Below are 16,840 nucleotides of genomic sequence, written 5' to 3'. Positions count from 1 at the left end.
CCTCAGCCTCAGCCTCAGCCTCAGCCTCAGCCTCAGCCTCAGCCTCAGCCTCAGCCTCAGCTCCAGCTCCAGCTCCAGCTCCAGCTCCAGCATCGGCATCGGCATCGGCACGAATGCGAGCACGGGTGCCCAGGGTTGTTCTGAAAGCGCCTCCAGCGGGCTACACCTTGTGTGCCGTTGAAGGACAGCAATGCAGCTTCAATGGCACCGCGAACGTGGTCTATGGTTCGGGCAGTGAATGGAGTTTCCCCCGTGGCTTCTCCAATGGCGTGAGTTGCAATAGCGCCACGTTTGGCGATCTATTGAGGGGGGCGCTAAAGGCGTGTTATGCCAGTGCCCCAGCCCCAGCCCCAGCCCCAGCCCCAGCCCCAGCCCCAGCCCCAGCACCCGCACCCGCACCCGCACCCGCACCCGCCGGGAATGTTCTTTATTTCAGCCCTGGAGGGGTCAATACAAACCCAGGAACAGCAGCGCTGCCCAAGAGAGATCGCGCGGGTGTTGACATCAATACCTTACCGGCAGGTACGCAGCTTCTATTCGAAAGAGGTGGCAGCTATTCGTGGCCATTTGTAATTCTGGAAAACCTGAACGCCACGGAGACTCAACCTATCTTGATCGGGGACTATGGCACGGGAACGAAGCCCGTTTTCAATACGACCGGTGATGCAATTTTTTTCGGCAACTATCAAAATACGTCATTCGACGGTGGATACACATTCCGGAACGTTCGCTTCATCGGGCCAGGCTCAGGTACAGGCATGTTTCTGCAAAGCGTGCACCATGTGACGCTTGATGGTGTAGAGATGTCCAATTATGGAATTGCCATTCAATCGCAGGCAGATCGCAGCCCGGGGGTGCACAACCTTCGCATTGTCAACAGCAGTATCAGTAGAAACACTGCCATGGGCATTCTGGGTCAATTCTCGAATTCCGTCATCGAAAACAACGTATTCGAAGCGAACAATTTCAGAGGGTCGGGTTTTGATCATGGTACCTACCTGTCAGGCAAGACCGGGTACAGCGGATACAACATTGTGATTCGCAACAACCACTACAACAGAAATTCAAATGTGAATGGGGTGTGTACCGGGGGCAACATGACCTTCCACGGCCAGATGGACGGGGTGCTGATCGAGGGGAACCGCGTCGAACAGGACGCCGCAGCGGATGGCTGCTGGGAGATGTCGATCACGCAGGGCTACGACACCGCCGAGTGGTTCCGCAACTTTGTAGTGCGCAACAACAAGCTCATCAATGCGGGCAACACAGGGATGGCGGTCCAGTCGGCGCCGGGCATCGTGATTGAGGGCAACGTGGTCATCAATACGCAGGACAGGTTCCAAACCGGCATCTCCGTGGGGCACAACGAGTACCAGAACGGCGACGTGCCTGACGGCAACGCCACGGTACGTAACAACACGGTTTGCCAGAGTGGTGGTGCTACCGGGCCTGCGGTCAACGTGAATTCACCGAACAGCGTGGTCACCAACAACGTCGTTGTGACAGGTGCGGCCGCCACAACCGGGGTTTGCGCACGCTGAAAGACGATGGGCCGGTCATCCCAACCCGACTCCCCCCAGTCAACCAAGGCCTCGCAGCACGTTGCGAGGCCTTTTTTTTATTTCAGTGCTTTCGAAGGCGCCGGAACACCACCCCGGCGCGTGAAACGCCACAGCCCAGGACGCCGGCTTGGCCGGACGGCCAGCGCCGTTCCCTGGGGTCGAGCGCAGCGCGGCGGGGTGTTTCCTGTTATGCCCAGCCCGCGTCCACCTTGAACTCCTGCGCCGTGCACATGGCCGCGTCGTCCGAGCCCAGGAACAGCACCATGCGTGCGATGTCCTGCGGGCGCAGCTTGTCGGGCAGGCACTGGTTGCGCTGGATGTCCTGCTCGCCCTCGGCGTCGAGCCAGAGCTGGATCTGGCGCTCGGTCATGACCCAGCCGGGCGAGACCGTGTTGATGCGGATGCGGTCGCGGCCCAGGGTCTTGGCCAGGCCGCGGGTGAGGCCGTTCACCGACGACTTGGCGATGGCGTAGCAGGGGTAGGCCGAGCCCTTGGTCTGCCAGCCGGTGGAGCCCAGGTTGATCACCGAACCCGCACCGAGCCGGCGCATGCCCGGCACCACCGCCTGGATCGCGAAGAAGGCCGGGCGCTCGTTGATCGCCATGCGCTGGTCGTAATAGTCGGGCGTCACCGACTCCAGGGTGTGGCGGTCGTCGCTGGCCACGTTGTTCACCAGCACCGAGAAGTCGCCCAGCTCACCCGCCGCGTCCTGGATGGCCGCCTGCAGCGCCGCCACATCGCGCACGTCGCACACGCGCCACCAGGGGCGCGGGTGGCCCGCGTCCTCGATCTGCTGCGCCAGGCTTTCGCTGGCTTGCTGCGCCACGTCCACGAAAGCGACACGTGCGCCCTGCTCGGCAAACGCCGCTACGATGGCAGCCCCGATGCCGCTGCCGCCACCGGTGACGAAGACCGAGCGGTTCCGCAGGCTGGGAAACCGGGAGAGACCACCCGCTTCGGGGCCTGGGGTGGGCGTGCTTGAAAAATCAGTCATATAAATATGTATATCAATCGATGAGAAAAATATCTGTTCCAGGCATCACTTTGCGTTGATAAGATGCGGCCCGTCAAGAGGCATTCATCGGACATGTGCAGAAACAACAACCGGAGACAACGATGAGCGCAGCTCCCGACCTTTCCCAAGCCGGCCCGCAGGGCGAAGGCATTTCAGCGAGCGGTGGCGTGGACAACCCCGGTGCCGGGTTGCAGGCGAGCGCTTTTTTCCCACCCGTGGTGGGCCCCTTGCGCTGCCTGCAGGCCGCGGGCGCCGAGCTGGGCGAAGGCCTGCTCTGGTCGGTGCGCGAGCAGGTGCTGTATTGGGTGGACATCCTGGCCTGTCAGCTGCACCGGCTGGACCCGGTCAGCGGCGACCACAGCAGCTGGACCTTTGCCGAGGAGATTTCGGCGCTGGCCGAGCGCGCCAACGCGCCGGGCCTGATCGTCACCCTGCGCCGGGGCTTTGCCCTGTTTGACCCCGCCACCGACCACGAGCCCCGTTACCTGTGCCAGCCCGAGCCCGAGCTGCCCGGCAACCGCTTCAACGACGGCAAGTGCGACGCGCAAGGCCGCTTCTGGGCCGGCAGCATGGACTTTGCCTGCGAGGCGCCCACGGGCGCGCTCTACCGCTACGACCCCGACGGTCAATGCACGCGCCACGACGAGGGCTTCGTGGTGACCAACGGCCCCACCTGGGCGCTGGACGCGGGCCGCCTGTGCCTGTATTTCAACGACACCCTCAGCGGCAGCACCTACCGCTACGACTGCGACTCCACCACCGGCACCCTGAGCAACAAACAGCTCTGGAACCGCTTCGAACCCGGCGACGGCCTGCCCGACGGCCTGACCACCGACGCGCTGGGCCGGGTGTGGATCGCCCACTGGGGCAGCGCCTGCGTGACCTGCCACAACCCGGTGACCGCCGAAGAGCTCGGCCGCGTGATGCTGCCGGTCAGCCAGGTCACCACCTGCACGTTTGGCGGGCCCGACCTGCGCACGCTGTTCATCTCCACCGCGCGCACCGGCCTCACGCCCGAGCAACTCGCCGCCGAGCCGCTGGCCGGGGGACTGTTCGCCGTCTCGGTGGACGCCCCGGGCCTGCCGGCCAATCTCTTTGGTGGTTGATATGACGAAAGCACACCGATGACCGAGACCCATCACCCCATCGTCTGGCTGCACCACGCGGGGCAGCACCTGGGGCTGGTCCCCACGCTGGGTGGCAGCGTGGCCGCCTGGCAGGCCGATCAACCGGAAGGGCCGGTGGACCTCTGGCGGCCCTGGGACGGTGTCACCCCCGACCTGTACCAGCTGGCTTCCTTTCCCATGGTGCCCTGGTCCAACCGCATCAGCGGCGGTGGCTTCACGCACGACGGGCGTTTCCACCCCATGCAGAACAACCGCGCAGGCGAGCCCTACCCGATCCATGGCGACGGCTGGCTGCAGCCCTGGGCGCTCACGCAGCCGGCCGACGACACCCTGGTCATGACGCTGCACTCGCAGGTTTTCCAGGGCAACCCCCACGACTACGAAGCCGTGCAGACCTTCCGGCTGGTGGACGGCGGGCTGGACCAGCACGTGCAGGTGCGCCACCTGGGCGCGCAACCACTGCCCTACGGCATCGGCGTGCACCCCTGGTTCCCGCGCACGCCCGCCACGCGCATCAGCGCGCCGGTGCAAGGCGTCTGGCTCTGTGGCGGCGACCCGATGCCCGTGGCGCACACCACGCAGTTCCCGCCCGGCTGGAACCTCAACGAAGGCGTGTCGGCCCACGGCACGCTGATCGACAACGGCTACACCGGCTGGGGTGGCAGCGCCCGCATCGAGTGGCCCGAGCGCGGCCTGCAGCTCACCGCCACCATGCCCGATTTCGAGCGCGACGGCGCCGCCGCCCAGCACTACTGCCTGATCTACCGCCCGCCGCAAGGCCCGGCGTTCTGCTTCGAGCCCATCACCCAGCCCATCGACGCCTTCCACCTGCCTGGCCAGCCGGGCCTGCGCGTGCTGGCGCAGGGCGAAGCGTTTGCGCTCAACGTGCAGTGGCGCTGGGGCGCCTTGCCGGCCGGCGCGCGCTGATCAGGGGCTGTACGCCAGGCCCGAGGCCACGCCGCCGAACAGGTCGCCTTCGACCAGGGCCACACCGGGGAACTCGGCCTGCAGCGCCTGCTGGAAGGGCCGCAAGGCCGAGGATCCGCCGGTGAGGTAGATCGCATCGAGCGCACCGTCGCTCAGGCCCGCGCGCTGCACGCATTCGCGCGCACAGGCCACGGTGCGCGCCAGCAGGGCCGCCAGATGCTCCTGCATGTCGGCCGGGCCCATGGGCGCGCTCAAGGCCGGCTCCACCTCCGACAGGTCCACCACGGTGTGCTCGCCCTGCTGCGAGCAGCGGATCTTGGCCTGCTCCACCTCGTGGGCGATGCGGTGCCCCTCGCGGTGGCGCAGCACCTTCATCAGCCGCTCGTGCAGGCGCGTGTCGGTGTAGTTCACGCGCAGCGCCTGCGCCTGGCTCAGCGCGCGCGGCAGGTACAGCCACTGGATCAGGTGCCAGGTGGAGAGGTCGAAGAACACGCGGCTGGGCACCTCGCGCTGTTGCGGTCCCAGGTGCCGGTAGCCCAGCAGCGGCATCACCTGCTCCAGGCTGAGCCGGTGGTCGAAATCGGTGCCGCCGATGTGCACGCCCGTGGTGGCCAGCACATCGGCAGCGCGCTCGGCCAGCACCATGCGCTGCGGCCCCAGGCGCACCACGGTGAAGTCCGAGGTGCCGCCGCCCAGGTCCACCACCAGCACCAGGCTCTCGCGCACCAGGCGGCGTTCGTAGTCCAGCGCGGCGGCGATCGGCTCCAGCTGGAACGACACCTGCTCGAACCCGACCGACTGCGCCGCCTCCAGCAGCGAGCGCTGGGCCAGCGCGTCGCGCTCGGGGTCGTCGTCCACGAAGTGCACCGGCCGCCCCATCACCACCCGCGTGGGCGCCACGCCGCCCAGCGCCTGCGCGGCGCGCTCGCGCAGCGCCGCGAGGAAGGTGGCCACGATCTCCTGGAAGCTGATCTGCTGGTGGTTGACTTCGGTCTTCTCCATCAGCAGCGGGCTGCCCAGCAGGCTCTTGAGCGAGCGCATCAGCCGCCCGTCGGTGCCGGCCAGGTACTGCGCCACCGCGTCGCGCCCGAAGTGCGTCTGGTGGTCTTCGGCGTTGTAGAACACCGCCGTGGGCATGGACACCGCCTCGCCCTCCAGCGGTATCAGGCGCGCCGTGCCCCGGGCGTCGGCCCAGGCCATGGCCGAGTTGGAGGTGCCGAAGTCGATGCCGAGGGTGCCTTGGGGCGAAGGGGTCATGGGAAGCGGGGAAGGGGGCAAAAGGAAGGCACGCGGCGCGCGGCCGGGCCAGCGGGCCGCCGCGGTGGCGAGCCCGTGAGGACCGGGGATTCTGCCAGCTTGTGGCGCCGGGCACCCGGCGCCGCGGCTCTCAGTCTTCGCGCAGGGCGGCGCCGCGCAGCCGCAGGGCGTTGCCGATGACCGACACCGAGCTCAGGCTCATGGCCAGCGCCGCGATCATGGGTGAGAGCAGCCAGCCGGTGAACGGGTAGAGCAGGCCCGCGGCCAGCGGGATGCCCAGCGCGTTGTAGGCAAAGGCGAAGGCCAGGTTCTGCTTCATGTTGGCCACGGTGGCCACCGACAGCGCACGCGCCGTGGCGATGCCGCGCAGATCGCCCTTCACCAGGGTGAGCTGGGCGCTGTTCATGGCCACGTCGGTGCCGGTGCCCATGGCGATGCCGACATCGGCACGCGCCAGCGCCGGTGCGTCGTTGATGCCGTCGCCCGCCATCGCCACCACACAACCCTCGGCCTGGAGGCGTTCGACCAGCTTGAGCTTGTCGGCCGGTTTGACCTCACCATGCACCTCGTCGATGCCCAGGCGCTGGCCCACGGCGCGTGCCGTGGTCAGGCCGTCGCCGGTGGCCATCACCACGCGGATGTGGGCCTGGCGCAGCGAGGCCAGGGCATCGGCCGTGGTGGCCTTGACTGGGTCCGACACCGCCAGCAGACCGGCCAGGGTCTGGTCCACCGCCAGGTGCATGACGCTGGCGCCCTGTCCACGCAGGGCCTCGGCCTCGGCGGCCAGCGGCGACACATCCACCCCGAGCTGCTGCATTAGCGCGGTGTTGCCCAGCGCCAGCGAGCGCGAGCCCACGACACCGCGCACGCCGATGCCGGATTCGGAGTCGAACCGCTCGGGCTTGTCCAGCACCAGCCCCTGCTGCCTCGCAGCGGCCACGATGGCGGCGGCCAGCGGGTGTTCGCTGCCCTGGTCGAGGCTGGCGGCCAGGCGCAACACCTCGTCCTCGGAAAATCCACCAAAGCCCAGCGCCCGCTCGAAGCTCGGATGCCCTTCGGTCAGGGTGCCGGTCTTGTCAACGATCAGCGTGTTCACCTGGCGCAGTTTCTCGATGGCGGCGGCGTCGCGGAACAGCACGCCGTGCGTGGCGCCGCGCCCGGTCGCCACCATGATGGACATGGGCGTGGCCAGCCCCAGGGCGCAGGGGCAGGCAATGATGAGCACGGCCACCGCGTTGATCAGGGCATAGACCCAGCTCGGCTCGGGCCCGAACAGGCCCCAGCCCAGGAAGGTGAGCAGGGCAGCGACCACCACGCCGACCACGAAGTAGCCCGCCACCTGGTCGGCCATGCGTTGCATGGGCGCGCGCGAGCGCTGCGCCATGGCCACCATCTGCACGATCTGCGCCAGCACGGTGGCCGAGCCCACGTGTTCGGAGCGCATCACCAGCGCGCCGCTGGTGTTGAGCGTGGCGCCGATCAGCTTGTCGCCCACCCGCTTTGTGACCGGCAGCGGCTCGCCGGTGAGCATGGATTCGTCGAGCGCGCTGCTGCCCTCGACCACGGTGCCGTCTACCGGCACTTTTTCACCCGGGCGCACGCGCAGCAGATCGCCCACGTGCACGTGGCCCAGCGGCACGTCTTCTTCCTGGCCATCGGCGCCGATGCGGCGCGCGGTCTTGGGCGCCAGGCCCAGCAGCGAACGGATGGCCGCCGAGGTCTGCGAACGCGCCTTGAGCTCCAGCAATTGCCCCAGCAAGGTGAGCGAGATGATCACCGCGGCCGCTTCGAAATACACCGCCACGCGTCCCATGGAGAGGAACGAATCGGGGAACACCTGCGGCGCCACCGTGGCGACCACGCTGTACACAAAGGCCGCGCCGGTGCCCAGACCGATCAGGGTCCACATGTTGGGACTGCGGTTCACCACCGACTGCGCGCCGCGCACGAAGAAGGGCCAGCCGGCCCACAACACGATCGGCACCGAGAGCACGAGTTCGATCCAGCTCTGCACCGCCATGTCGAACCAGCCCAGGCTGTGACCGGCCATGGCCAGCACGGTGACCACGATGGTGAGCGGCAGCGTCCACCAGAAGCGGCGCTGGAAATCCTTGAGTTCGGGGTTCTCCTGCTCCTCCAGCTCGGGCAGCAGGGGCTCCAGCGTCATGCCGCACTTGGGGCAGTTGCCGGGGTGGTCCTGGCGGATCTCCGGGTGCATGGGGCAGGTGTAGACCGTGCCCGGCGCGGCGGGTGGCGCCGGCTGGGTGGGGCTGCCATCGGGTGCGCCGTGCCCGTGGTGGTGCGCATGCGAGTGGTCGTGCCCATGGTCATGACCTGGGGCGTGGACGTCGTGTGTCTTCATCTCCATGGCAGGGGCCTTTCCTGTGTCGCACCGGATTCATGGGCCAGGCCAGCCCACCGCGCTGTGCGCAGCGTGGCGGGCTGTTCAGGAAGGCAGTCTGTGCCTTGACATCATGTCAATGTCAAGCCCTGGCCGCGCCAGGGGTTTTCATGCCGGCCGGGGCGCAGGGGCCAGCGGCTGGCCTGTGCGCCCTTATTTGGCCGGGGCTGGCGTGGCGGCGCCGGGCATGCGCTGCATCATCATTTCCATCATGGTCTGCATCATGTCCATGCGCATTTCCATCATCTGCTGGCGCTGCGCCGGATCGGCGGGCATGCCCTGGCCCATGCCACCCATGCCCATGCCTTTCATGCCGCCCATGCCTCCCATCCCCTTCATGCCCCTCATGGAGTTCATGCCCTCCTGCATGGTCTTCATGTGTTCGGCCATCAGCGCCTGTCGTTCTTCCGGGGTCTTGGCGTTCATCATCTTGTCGTGCATGGCCTGCATGGTTTTCATGCGGTCCTGCATCGCCGCCATCGGGGCGGCGGGGGCCGCTGCCGGTGCCGCGCCGGGGTGGTGGGCGGCGTGCGGGCCGGCCGGTGTGGCCATGGCGCCTCTGGGGCCATAACCGGGCCGGCCCGGCCCTGCGCAGGCGGTGAGCAGGGCGAGGGTTGAAACGGCGAGCAAGGTCTTGAGCGGGGTCATGGACATCTCCTGTTGAAAAGCAAAGCGGCTGTGCCCTGGCACAGCCAACGCGGGAACGGGATCCCCAGGCCTGACCATGGTCCGGCGCCACAGCGTCAGGCGCAGCGGGCAGGCTTGAAGGGGCAGCATAGACCTTTGCCTGTCCGATGTGCTGCGCCAGATCAAGCCGGCGCGCTCTGGCGGCCCACCGCCTGCTCCGGTGGCATGATGGGCATCAAACCCCCCTTTCAACCTTGTGCGGGACGCGACGGATGCCGTGTGCGAAGGGCTTCCTTCACCGCCACTTCACAACCGGAGGATCGGTCTATGTCTCTTCTCGGAAAAGCCTGCCTCGCGATGTGGTGGGACATCGCTCCCGACGTGCGGGCGGAATTCGAGCACTGGCACTCGCACGAACATTTTCCCGAGCGCCTGGGCCTTCCCGGCTTTCACCGCGCCTCCCGCTGGACCAGCGCGAGCGGGGGCGAGGGCGTCTTCGTCATGTACGAACTGGCGTCGTACGAAACCTTGTCGTCGCCGGATTACCTGGCCTCGCTGAACGCGCCGTCGCCCTGGTCGGCACAGATGATGCCGCACCACCGCCACATGGTGCGCAGCCAGTGCCGGGTGCTGGCGAGCCGGGGCGCGGGCGTGGCGCGCCAGGCACTCACGGTGCGGCTGTCGCCCGCGAGCGGGCGCGGCGCCGAGCTGCTGGCGGCGCTGAAGCCGCGCATGGCCCAGTGGATGGGGTTGCCGGGCCTGGCCGGCGTGCACCTGCTGCGGCACGAGACACCCCCCATCGCTACGACCACGGAGCAGAGGATCCGCGGCGCGGACCAGACGGCGGACTGGGTGCTGGTGGCCTGCGGGTACGACGCCGCGATGCTGGGCGAGCTGGCGCAGACGCTGTTTTCCGAAGACAACCTGACCAAGCTCGGCGCCCGCCCGGGCCAGGTCAACGGGCTCTACGCGCTCTCCCATTCGGCCACGGTGCCCGAGATCCAGTAGCCCCGCAGCGGGCGGGATCGCCTAGGCGGCCTGACGGGGTGCGCCCGGCACCCATGGGGTTGGCCCGGGCATGGGGTGCCGCCGCTGGACAGCCCTCGGGCTTTCATATACTGTACACATAACCAGTATTTGAGCCACCCCAGCGCCCCCGCCCCATGCAAGCCGCCCCCGCCTGGCCGGCCGACGATCCGTCTGCCGCCACCCCCAGCCCTTCTCGCCCGGCGTGCCCGCCGGGCGGGTTGCCGGCGGCCGTGGCGGCGGCGCTCTGGCGCGGCGACCAGCTGGGCAGCCCGGTGTCGGCCGTGTCGCCCAGCGGTTTTGCCGAGCTGGACGCCCAACTGCCCGGCGGCGGCTGGCCCGGCCACGCGGTGACCGAGATCCTGAGCGCCCAGAGCGGCACCCTGGAATGGCGCCTGCTCGGCCCGCTGCTGCGCCAGGTCTGCGCCGCCGGGCGCAGCGTGGTGGTGGTCGGCCCGCCCCGGCAACCGCATCTGCCGGGCCTGCGGTTCGAAGGCGTCACCGAGCGCCATCTGGTCTGGGTGCAGGCCGACACCGCGTCCGAGCGCCTGTGGTCGGCCGAACAGCTGGTCAAGGCCAACGCCTGCGGCGCCCTGATCGCCTGGCTGCCCCAGGCGCGTCCCGAGCAGGTGCGCCGCCTGCAGGTGCTCGCGTCCAGCTGCGAGGGACCGGTGTTTCTGTGCCGCCCCAGCGCGGCCGCGCACGAGTCGTCGGCCGCGCCGCTGCGCCTGCTCGCCCGCGTGGGGGCGGACTGGGAGCTGCTGGTGAACGTGCTCAAACGCAAGGGCCCGCCGCTGGACACCACGCTGCACCTGCCTTCCGTGCCCGGCGGCCTGCAGACCATCCTGACACCGCGGCTGCTGAAGCCCAGCACCCTGGCACCACGCGACCCGGCGCCGCAGACCGTCCCGTCTTCTTTTTCCCGTGAGGCCGACCATGCTCTGGTCAGCGCTCCTGCTGCCGGCCCCCGACGACACCGCGTCGCCCACTGACGCGGCGCTGCAGGCGCTGGCGATCTGGGCCCTCCAATTCACGCCCCGGGTTGCTGTCGCCGACGAAGCCGTGGTCATGGAGCTGGCGGCCAGCGTGCGCCTGTTTGGTGGCTGGCGCGCGCTGCGCGAGCGTGTGGCGTCGGAAGGCGCCGAGCTGGGCGTGAGCCGGATCGCCTGGGCGCCCAACAGCCTGGCCGCGCTGGCGCTGGCGCGTGCCGGTGTGGACGACGGTTTTCGCCAACCCCTGGACGTGTCGCTCGACGCCCTGCCCATGGAAACGCTCAGCGCCGTGCGGCCGCACCGCCTCACGCTGGCGCACATCGGTTGTCGGACCCTGGGCGACGTGCGGCGCCTGCCGCGCGGGGGCATCGGCCGGCGTTTCGACAAACAGCTGCTCGCCGCGCTCGACCGGGCCTACGGCCGCGCACCCGAGGTGCACCGCTGGATCGCGCTGCCCGAGCGCTTCGCGCAGCGGCTGGAGCTCATGTTCCGCGTGGACGACGCCCCGGCCCTGCTGTTCGGCGCGCGCCGCCTGCTGCTCTCGCTCTGTGGCTGGCTCGCCGCGCGCCACAGCGGCACCACCGCGTTCACCCTGCACTGGGCGCACGACGCGATGCGTGCGAAATCGGCTGGCGAGGGCGGCAGCCTCACCGTGCGCACGGCCGAGCCCACGCGCCACCTGGAGCACCTGTGCCGCCTGCTCGCCGAACACCTGGCCCGGGTGGAACTGCTGGCGCCGGTGGGCGATCTGCTGTTGACGGCCGACGACGTGCGGCCGCTGGAAGAAACCAGTGCCTCGTTGCTGCCCGACACCGTGCGCCAGGGCGAGACGCTGCACCTGGTGCTGGAGCGCATCGCCGCCCGCCTGGGGCCGCAGCGTGTGGTGCGCCCGGTGCTGTGCGAAGACCACCGGCCCGAGTGGATGTGCCGCTGGCAGCCGGCCGCCGAGCCCTTGCCCCGAAAGTCCGCCACGGTCAGCGATCTGCCGCAGCCCGGCTTCATCCTTCCCGCGCCGCTCAGGCTGCTGATGCGTGGCAACCGGCCGTATTACCAGGGCGAGCTGCAACTGCTGGCCGGCCCGCAGCGGGTGGACGGTGGCTGGTGGGACCGCGATGAAGCCGCCGGGCAGATGCGCCAAGTGGTGCGCGACTACTGGGTCGCGCAGTCGGAGGCGGGCGTGTTGTGGGTGTTCCAGACCCGGCTGGACGAGGCGCCCGCGTGGTTCCTGCATGGGGTGTTTGCATGACCAGCATTCCCCACTACGCCGAACTGCGCTGCCTCTCCAACTTCAGCTTCCTGCGCGGCGCGAGCAAGCCCGAAGAGCTGGTGGAGCGCGCCCAGGCGCTGGGCTACAGCGCGCTCGCGCTCACCGACGAGTGTTCGCTGGCCGGCATCGTGCGCGCCCATGTGGCCGCGAAAAAGCGGGGTCTGAAGCTGCTCGTGGGCAGCCAGTTCAGCGTGTCGTGCGACGCGCCGTTCACCCTCGTCGTGCTCGCCACCAACCTCAACGGTTACGGCAACCTCTGCGAGTTCATCACCCGGCTGCGCCGCACGGCGCCCAAGGGCACGTACCGCCTCACACGGAAGAACATCAGCGCCGACACGCTGGCCGACTGCCTCGTGATCGCGGTCCCGCAGCGCGGCAGCAGCCAGGCGCAGATGGACAGCGTGGCGCGCTGGCTGTTGCTGCATTTTCTGGGCCGCTGCTGGCTGGGCGTGGAGCAACTGCAGCTGATGGACGACGAGGTGCGCCTGCATCGGCTGCGCCAGAGCAGCGAGCTCACCGCCGTGCCGCTGGTGGCCGTGGGCGACGTGCACATGCACGTGCGCTCGCGCAAGGCCCTGCAGGACGTGCTCACCGCCACACGCATCGGCAAGCCCTTGATCGAATGCGGCCACGCGCTCGCGCCCAATGCCGAGCAGCGCCTGCGCTCGCGCCTGGAATTGGCACAGAGTTACCCCGAAGCGCTGCTGGCCGAGACGCTGAAGGTCGCCGGGCGCTGCGCCTTCTCGCTCGACGAGCTGGCGTACCAGTACCCCAGCGAAGTCGTGCCGCCGGGTGAAACGCCGGCCAGCCACCTGCGCCGCCTGGCCTACGAGGGCATGCGCCAGCGCTGGCCCGCCGGCACGACAGACAAAGTGCGGCAGCAGGTGGAACACGAGCTCGCGCTCATTGCCGAGCTGCGCTACGAACACTACTTCCTCACCGTGTACGACATCGTCGCCTTCGCGCGCTCGCAGCACATCCTCTGCCAGGGCCGGGGCTCGGCGGCCAACAGCGCGGTCTGCTACTGCCTGGGCATCACCGAGGTGGACCCGGCGCGCGCCTCGGTGCTGTTCGAGCGCTTCATCTCGCGCGAGCGCAACGAGCCGCCCGACATCGACGTGGACTTCGAGCACGAGCGGCGCGAAGAAGTCATCCAGTACCTCTACCGCAAATACGGCCGTGAGCGCGCCGCACTCACCGCCACCGTCATCAGCTACCGCCCGCGCAGCGCCCTGCGCGACGTGGGCAAGGCCCTGGGGTTCGATGAGGCGTCACTCGACGCGCTGGGCAGCGGCCACCGCTGGTGGGGCGAGGACGGCTTCGCGCCCGAGCGCATCCGCGAAGCCGGGCTGGACCCGGACAGTCTGAAGGTGCGCCAGCTCGTCGAACTCACCGGCCAGCTCATGGGTTTTCCGCGCCACCTCTCGCAGCACACCGGCGGCTTCGTGCTCACGCGCGGCCCGCTCTCGCGCCTGGTACCGATCGAAAACGCCACCATGGCCGACCGCACCGTGATCGAGTGGGACAAGGACGACCTCGACGCCATGGGCCTGCTCAAGGTGGACGTGCTCGCGCTGGGCATGCTCACTGCGATCCGCAAGTCGCTCGACTTCATCAGCCAGCGCAAAGGGTTTGCATTCCGCCTGCAGGACATCCCCGACAAGGACGAAGCCACCTACGACATGATCTGCGCCGCCGACACCGTGGGCGTGTTCCAGATCGAGAGCCGCGCGCAGATGAGCATGCTGCCGCGCCTGCGGCCGCGCGAGTTCTACGACCTGGTGGTCGAGGTGGCGCTGGTGCGGCCCGGCCCCATCCAGGGCGGCGCGGTCCACCCCTACCTGAACCGCCGCCAGGGCAAGGAGCGGGTGGACTACCCCAAGGGGCTCGAAGCCGCGCTCAAACGCACGCTGGGCGTGCCCGTGTTCCAGGAGCAGTGCATGCAGATCGCCATGATCGCGGCCGATTTCACGCCCGGCGAGGCCGACGCCCTGCGCCGCGCCATGGGCGCGTGGCGGCGCACGGGCGGCCTCGGCCAGTACGAGCACCGCCTGATCGACGGCATGACGCGCAACGGCTACCCGCTCGACTTCGCGCAGCGCGTGGTCGAGCAGGTGAAAGGCTTTTCCAGCTACGGCTTCCCCGAAAGCCACGCGGTCAGCTTCGCGCTGCTGGTCTACGACAGCAGCTGGATCAAGCGCCACCACCCGGCCGAATTCCTGGCCGGCCTGCTCAACAGCCAGCCGCTGGGTTTCTATTCACCCAGCCAGCTCGTGCAGGACGCGAAGCGCCATGGCGTGGAAGTGCGGCCGGTGGACGTGATGCTGAGCGACTGGGACTGCACGCTGGAAGAAGAAGCCTCAGCGGACGAAGTGTCCGACCCCCTCTCCCTCTGGGAGAGGGCAGGGGTGAGGGCCGCCCCCGAACCCATCCTGCCCGCCGTGCGCTTGGGCTTGCGGCTGGTCAGTGGTCTGTCGCACGACGAAGCGCAACGCCTCGTGTCTGCGCGCAAAGAAGCGGCATTCACGGATTCAGAAGACCTCGCCCGCCGCTCTGAGCTGGACCAGCAAGCCATGCAACAACTCGCCGCCGCCGACGCGCTGCAATCCCTCAGTGGACACAGAAGACAGCAGGTCTGGGACGCCGCCGCCCTCAAAGCCCCGCCCGAGCTGCTCAAGGAAGCACCGGTGGACGAAGCCGCGCTGACCCTGCCCGAAGCCCCCGAAGGCGAGGCCATCGTATGGGACTACGCCAGCCTGGGCCTCACCCTGCGCCGCCACCCGCTGGCCTTGCTGCGCGAGCGGCTGCAGGCACGCCGCTTCATGACCGCCGCAGCGCTGAAAGACGCGCCCGACGGCCGCCTCGTGCGCGCCTGCGGCATCGTCACCGGCCGCCAGCAACCCGAAACCTCCAAAGGCGTGGTCTTCGTGACGCTGGAAGACGAGACCGGCGTGGTGCAAGTCATCGTCTGGAAAGCCCTGCGCGAGCGCCAGCGCAGCGAACTCATCCGCTCACGCCTGATGGCCGTGCACGGCGTGTGGCAGCGCGAAGGTGAAGTCTGCAACCTCATCGCCGGCCACCTGGAAGACCTCACGCCGCTGTTGGGCCGGCTGGCGACGGAGAGCCGGGATTTTCATTGACCGGATGGAACGGTGCGCGTGCGGGCTGCAGCAACCTGCAGCGCTGGGCCCAACACCGCTCGCAGCGCCGCCACCGTGGCGGGCAGCGGCTGCAGGCTCAGTCCGTTCTTTTTCAGAAAGGCCTGCCAAAGCGCCTGGCGGGTGGGGTCGTTTGCGAACTCGTCGGTCAGCCCCACCGGCAGCGCCACGGGCACCGCCATGCCACGCCGTTCAAACGTGGCGGCAATGGCCTGCGCCAGCGTGCCGACATCCAGCGTTTCGCGTTCCAGCAAGACCGATACATCCAGGTAGTCCTTCAAGCGGCTGTTGATCATGCCGAGCAGGGCCACCGCGTGCAGCTTCTCGGCGATGACCGTGTACACCGGGTAGGTGCGCAAGCGAGGAGCGGGCAGGTCGGCGATCAACACCGGGTAGACCGCCTCCACCGGCGCGGGCGTGACCGCATCGCCAAAGCCGATGTCGATTTGTGTCTTGCAACGCGCCCTGGCGATGTCCGCGCTGATCAGGACCCGCGCTCCGGCATAGCCGGCCCCCTTGCGGATGTCTTCGGCGCTCACCGACGCCGGATCGAAGCGGATGCCATCGTCCGCCTCGACGCTGGCAATGTCGCGGAAGGTCTGCACCACCGAGGCCAGATCGCTGGCCCCGAAACCCAGCAAGTCCGCGTCGCGCGTGGCGCGGTGTGGCATGTCGTACCAGAGGGTGAACAGCAGTGCGCCCTTGAGCACGAAGCGTTCAGCATGCGTCGACCGACTCAACCGGTAGAGCATGCGTTCCAGCGCAAAGCGCACCAGCACCTGGTTGAAGTCCACCCCCTCGGCCTTGGCCAGGTTCAGCAAACGCGCCCGCACCGACTGCGCCACATCCAGGGTCATTCAATGGCCTCCAGATAAGGGCGCATCACCTGGGCCACGCGGCACACCTTGGCGCAGTGCCACAGATCGTCGGCCGTGGCCTTGCGCTGAGCCCTCGCTTCCTTCAGTGCCTCCAGCGCCACGTCCAGGCCGATCTTGTGGCGGTGCTTGAAACAATCGGCCACGGTCTTGGCGACGCTGTACACCCGCAGCGCCACACCATCGCGCTCGACCACCTCGATGCCGGCCGAATAGGCCTCGCCCGTGAACTGCACCATCCTGATGGGTGGGTAGTCGAGCCGGGGCGCGTGGCTACCTCGCGGCATGGCGATCCACACCTGGCGCGGCAACTGGGTGGTGAGCTCGTGGAATTGCAGCGCGGTCAGCAGGCAGAACACCGCCTGCGGCACCCGCCGGGCCACGGTCAGCAGGCTTTCGTTTTCTGTCGTCGGATGGTCGGACAGCCGATAGAGGCCGCGGCCCACCCGTTCCAGCAAACCGGCGGCGGTCATGCGCGTCAGCGTCACCCGGGGCACACCCATGGCATCAAGGTCTCTCGGGCGCAGCAACCCCTTGCTCGCCATCAGATCGTGGACGCGCTGGGTGTGGGTGGGGCTTTCAGCGTCGAGTGGCATGGGGTCCATG

General features: G+C 68.5%; 13 protein-coding genes. 7 read left to right on the top strand and 6 right to left on the bottom strand.

The annotated features are described in order from the left end of the window. Window positions 1–758: 758 nt before the first annotated feature. The gene (locus HTA01S_RS25720) at window positions 759–1,541 is read left to right on the top strand and encodes a right-handed parallel beta-helix repeat-containing protein (RefSeq protein ID WP_245638105.1); all 783 of its coding nucleotides are present in this window, start codon (window positions 759–761) and stop codon (window positions 1,539–1,541) included. Between the two features lie 208 nt (window positions 1,542–1,749). On the opposite strand, the gene HTA01S_RS16345 is transcribed toward HTA01S_RS25720, so the two are convergent. Beyond that, the gene (locus tag HTA01S_RS16345; protein ID WP_068173789.1) at window positions 1,750–2,556 is read right to left on the bottom strand and encodes an SDR family NAD(P)-dependent oxidoreductase; all 807 of its coding nucleotides are present in this window, start codon (window positions 2,554–2,556) and stop codon (window positions 1,750–1,752) included. Between the two features lie 122 nt (window positions 2,557–2,678). Between HTA01S_RS16345 and HTA01S_RS16340 the strand changes: the two genes are divergently transcribed. After that, window positions 2,679–3,683, top strand: coding sequence for an SMP-30/gluconolactonase/LRE family protein (locus HTA01S_RS16340; protein ID WP_084236167.1), 1,005 nt, complete (start codon window positions 2,679–2,681; stop codon window positions 3,681–3,683). Between the two features lie 18 nt (window positions 3,684–3,701). Further along, complete coding sequence (locus tag HTA01S_RS16335; protein WP_068173788.1) at window positions 3,702–4,631, top strand: aldose 1-epimerase; 930 nt, start codon at window positions 3,702–3,704, stop codon at window positions 4,629–4,631. Here HTA01S_RS16335 and HTA01S_RS16330 read toward each other — a convergent pair whose 3' ends face one another. The 3 genes from HTA01S_RS16330 to HTA01S_RS16320 all read right to left on the bottom strand — a co-directional run bounded on the left by HTA01S_RS16330 (window position 4,632) and on the right by HTA01S_RS16320 (window position 8,841). Continuing rightward, the gene (locus HTA01S_RS16330) at window positions 4,632–5,888 is read right to left on the bottom strand and encodes an Hsp70 family protein (protein ID WP_068173786.1); all 1,257 of its coding nucleotides are present in this window, start codon (window positions 5,886–5,888) and stop codon (window positions 4,632–4,634) included. A 130-nt stretch (window positions 5,889–6,018) separates the two neighbouring features. Next, a complete protein-coding gene (locus HTA01S_RS16325) occupies window positions 6,019–8,256 on the bottom strand; it encodes a copper-transporting P-type ATPase (RefSeq protein WP_068173784.1) in 2,238 nt (745 codons plus the stop codon). Window positions 8,257–8,442: 186 nt separating this feature from the next. Then, window positions 8,443–8,841 (bottom strand): hypothetical protein, encoded by a 399-nt coding sequence (locus HTA01S_RS16320; protein WP_068173809.1) that lies wholly within the window; start codon window positions 8,839–8,841, stop codon window positions 8,443–8,445. 402 nt (window positions 8,842–9,243) lie between these two features. Between HTA01S_RS16320 and HTA01S_RS16315 the strand changes: the two genes are divergently transcribed. The 4 genes from HTA01S_RS16315 to HTA01S_RS16300 all read left to right on the top strand — a co-directional run bounded on the left by HTA01S_RS16315 (window position 9,244) and on the right by HTA01S_RS16300 (window position 15,341). Further along, window positions 9,244–9,924 (top strand): DUF4286 family protein, encoded by a 681-nt coding sequence (locus HTA01S_RS16315; RefSeq protein WP_068173781.1) that lies wholly within the window; start codon window positions 9,244–9,246, stop codon window positions 9,922–9,924. A gap of 155 nt (window positions 9,925–10,079) precedes the next feature. Continuing rightward, a complete protein-coding gene (imuA, locus tag HTA01S_RS16310; protein ID WP_084236165.1) occupies window positions 10,080–10,934 on the top strand; it encodes a translesion DNA synthesis-associated protein ImuA in 855 nt (284 codons plus the stop codon). After that, window positions 10,879–12,180, top strand: a complete 1,302-nt coding sequence (locus HTA01S_RS16305; protein ID WP_068173779.1) for a Y-family DNA polymerase — start codon at window positions 10,879–10,881, stop codon at window positions 12,178–12,180. Before imuA ends, HTA01S_RS16305 begins: the two co-directional genes overlap by 56 nt. Next, on the top strand, window positions 12,177–15,341 hold the full coding sequence (locus HTA01S_RS16300) for an error-prone DNA polymerase (protein ID WP_068173778.1): 3,165 nt from the start codon (window positions 12,177–12,179) through the stop codon (window positions 15,339–15,341). Before HTA01S_RS16305 ends, HTA01S_RS16300 begins: the two co-directional genes overlap by 4 nt. Here the strand turns inward: HTA01S_RS16300 and HTA01S_RS16295 are convergent. After that, the gene (locus HTA01S_RS16295) at window positions 15,335–16,216 is read right to left on the bottom strand and encodes a nucleotidyl transferase AbiEii/AbiGii toxin family protein (RefSeq protein WP_068173776.1); all 882 of its coding nucleotides are present in this window, start codon (window positions 16,214–16,216) and stop codon (window positions 15,335–15,337) included. The genes HTA01S_RS16300 and HTA01S_RS16295 overlap by 7 nt on opposite strands. Then, window positions 16,213–16,839, bottom strand: a complete 627-nt coding sequence (locus tag HTA01S_RS16290) for a type IV toxin-antitoxin system AbiEi family antitoxin domain-containing protein (RefSeq protein WP_407656118.1) — start codon at window positions 16,837–16,839, stop codon at window positions 16,213–16,215. The genes HTA01S_RS16295 and HTA01S_RS16290 overlap by 4 nt, the downstream gene beginning before the upstream one ends. Window position 16,840: the final 1 nt, after the last annotated feature.

The organism is Hydrogenophaga taeniospiralis CCUG 15921 (genome assembly GCF_001592305.1).
Taxonomy (GTDB): Bacteria; Pseudomonadota; Gammaproteobacteria; order Burkholderiales; family Burkholderiaceae_C; genus Hydrogenophaga; species Hydrogenophaga taeniospiralis.
This window is presented reverse-complemented; position numbering and strand designations above follow the sequence as displayed.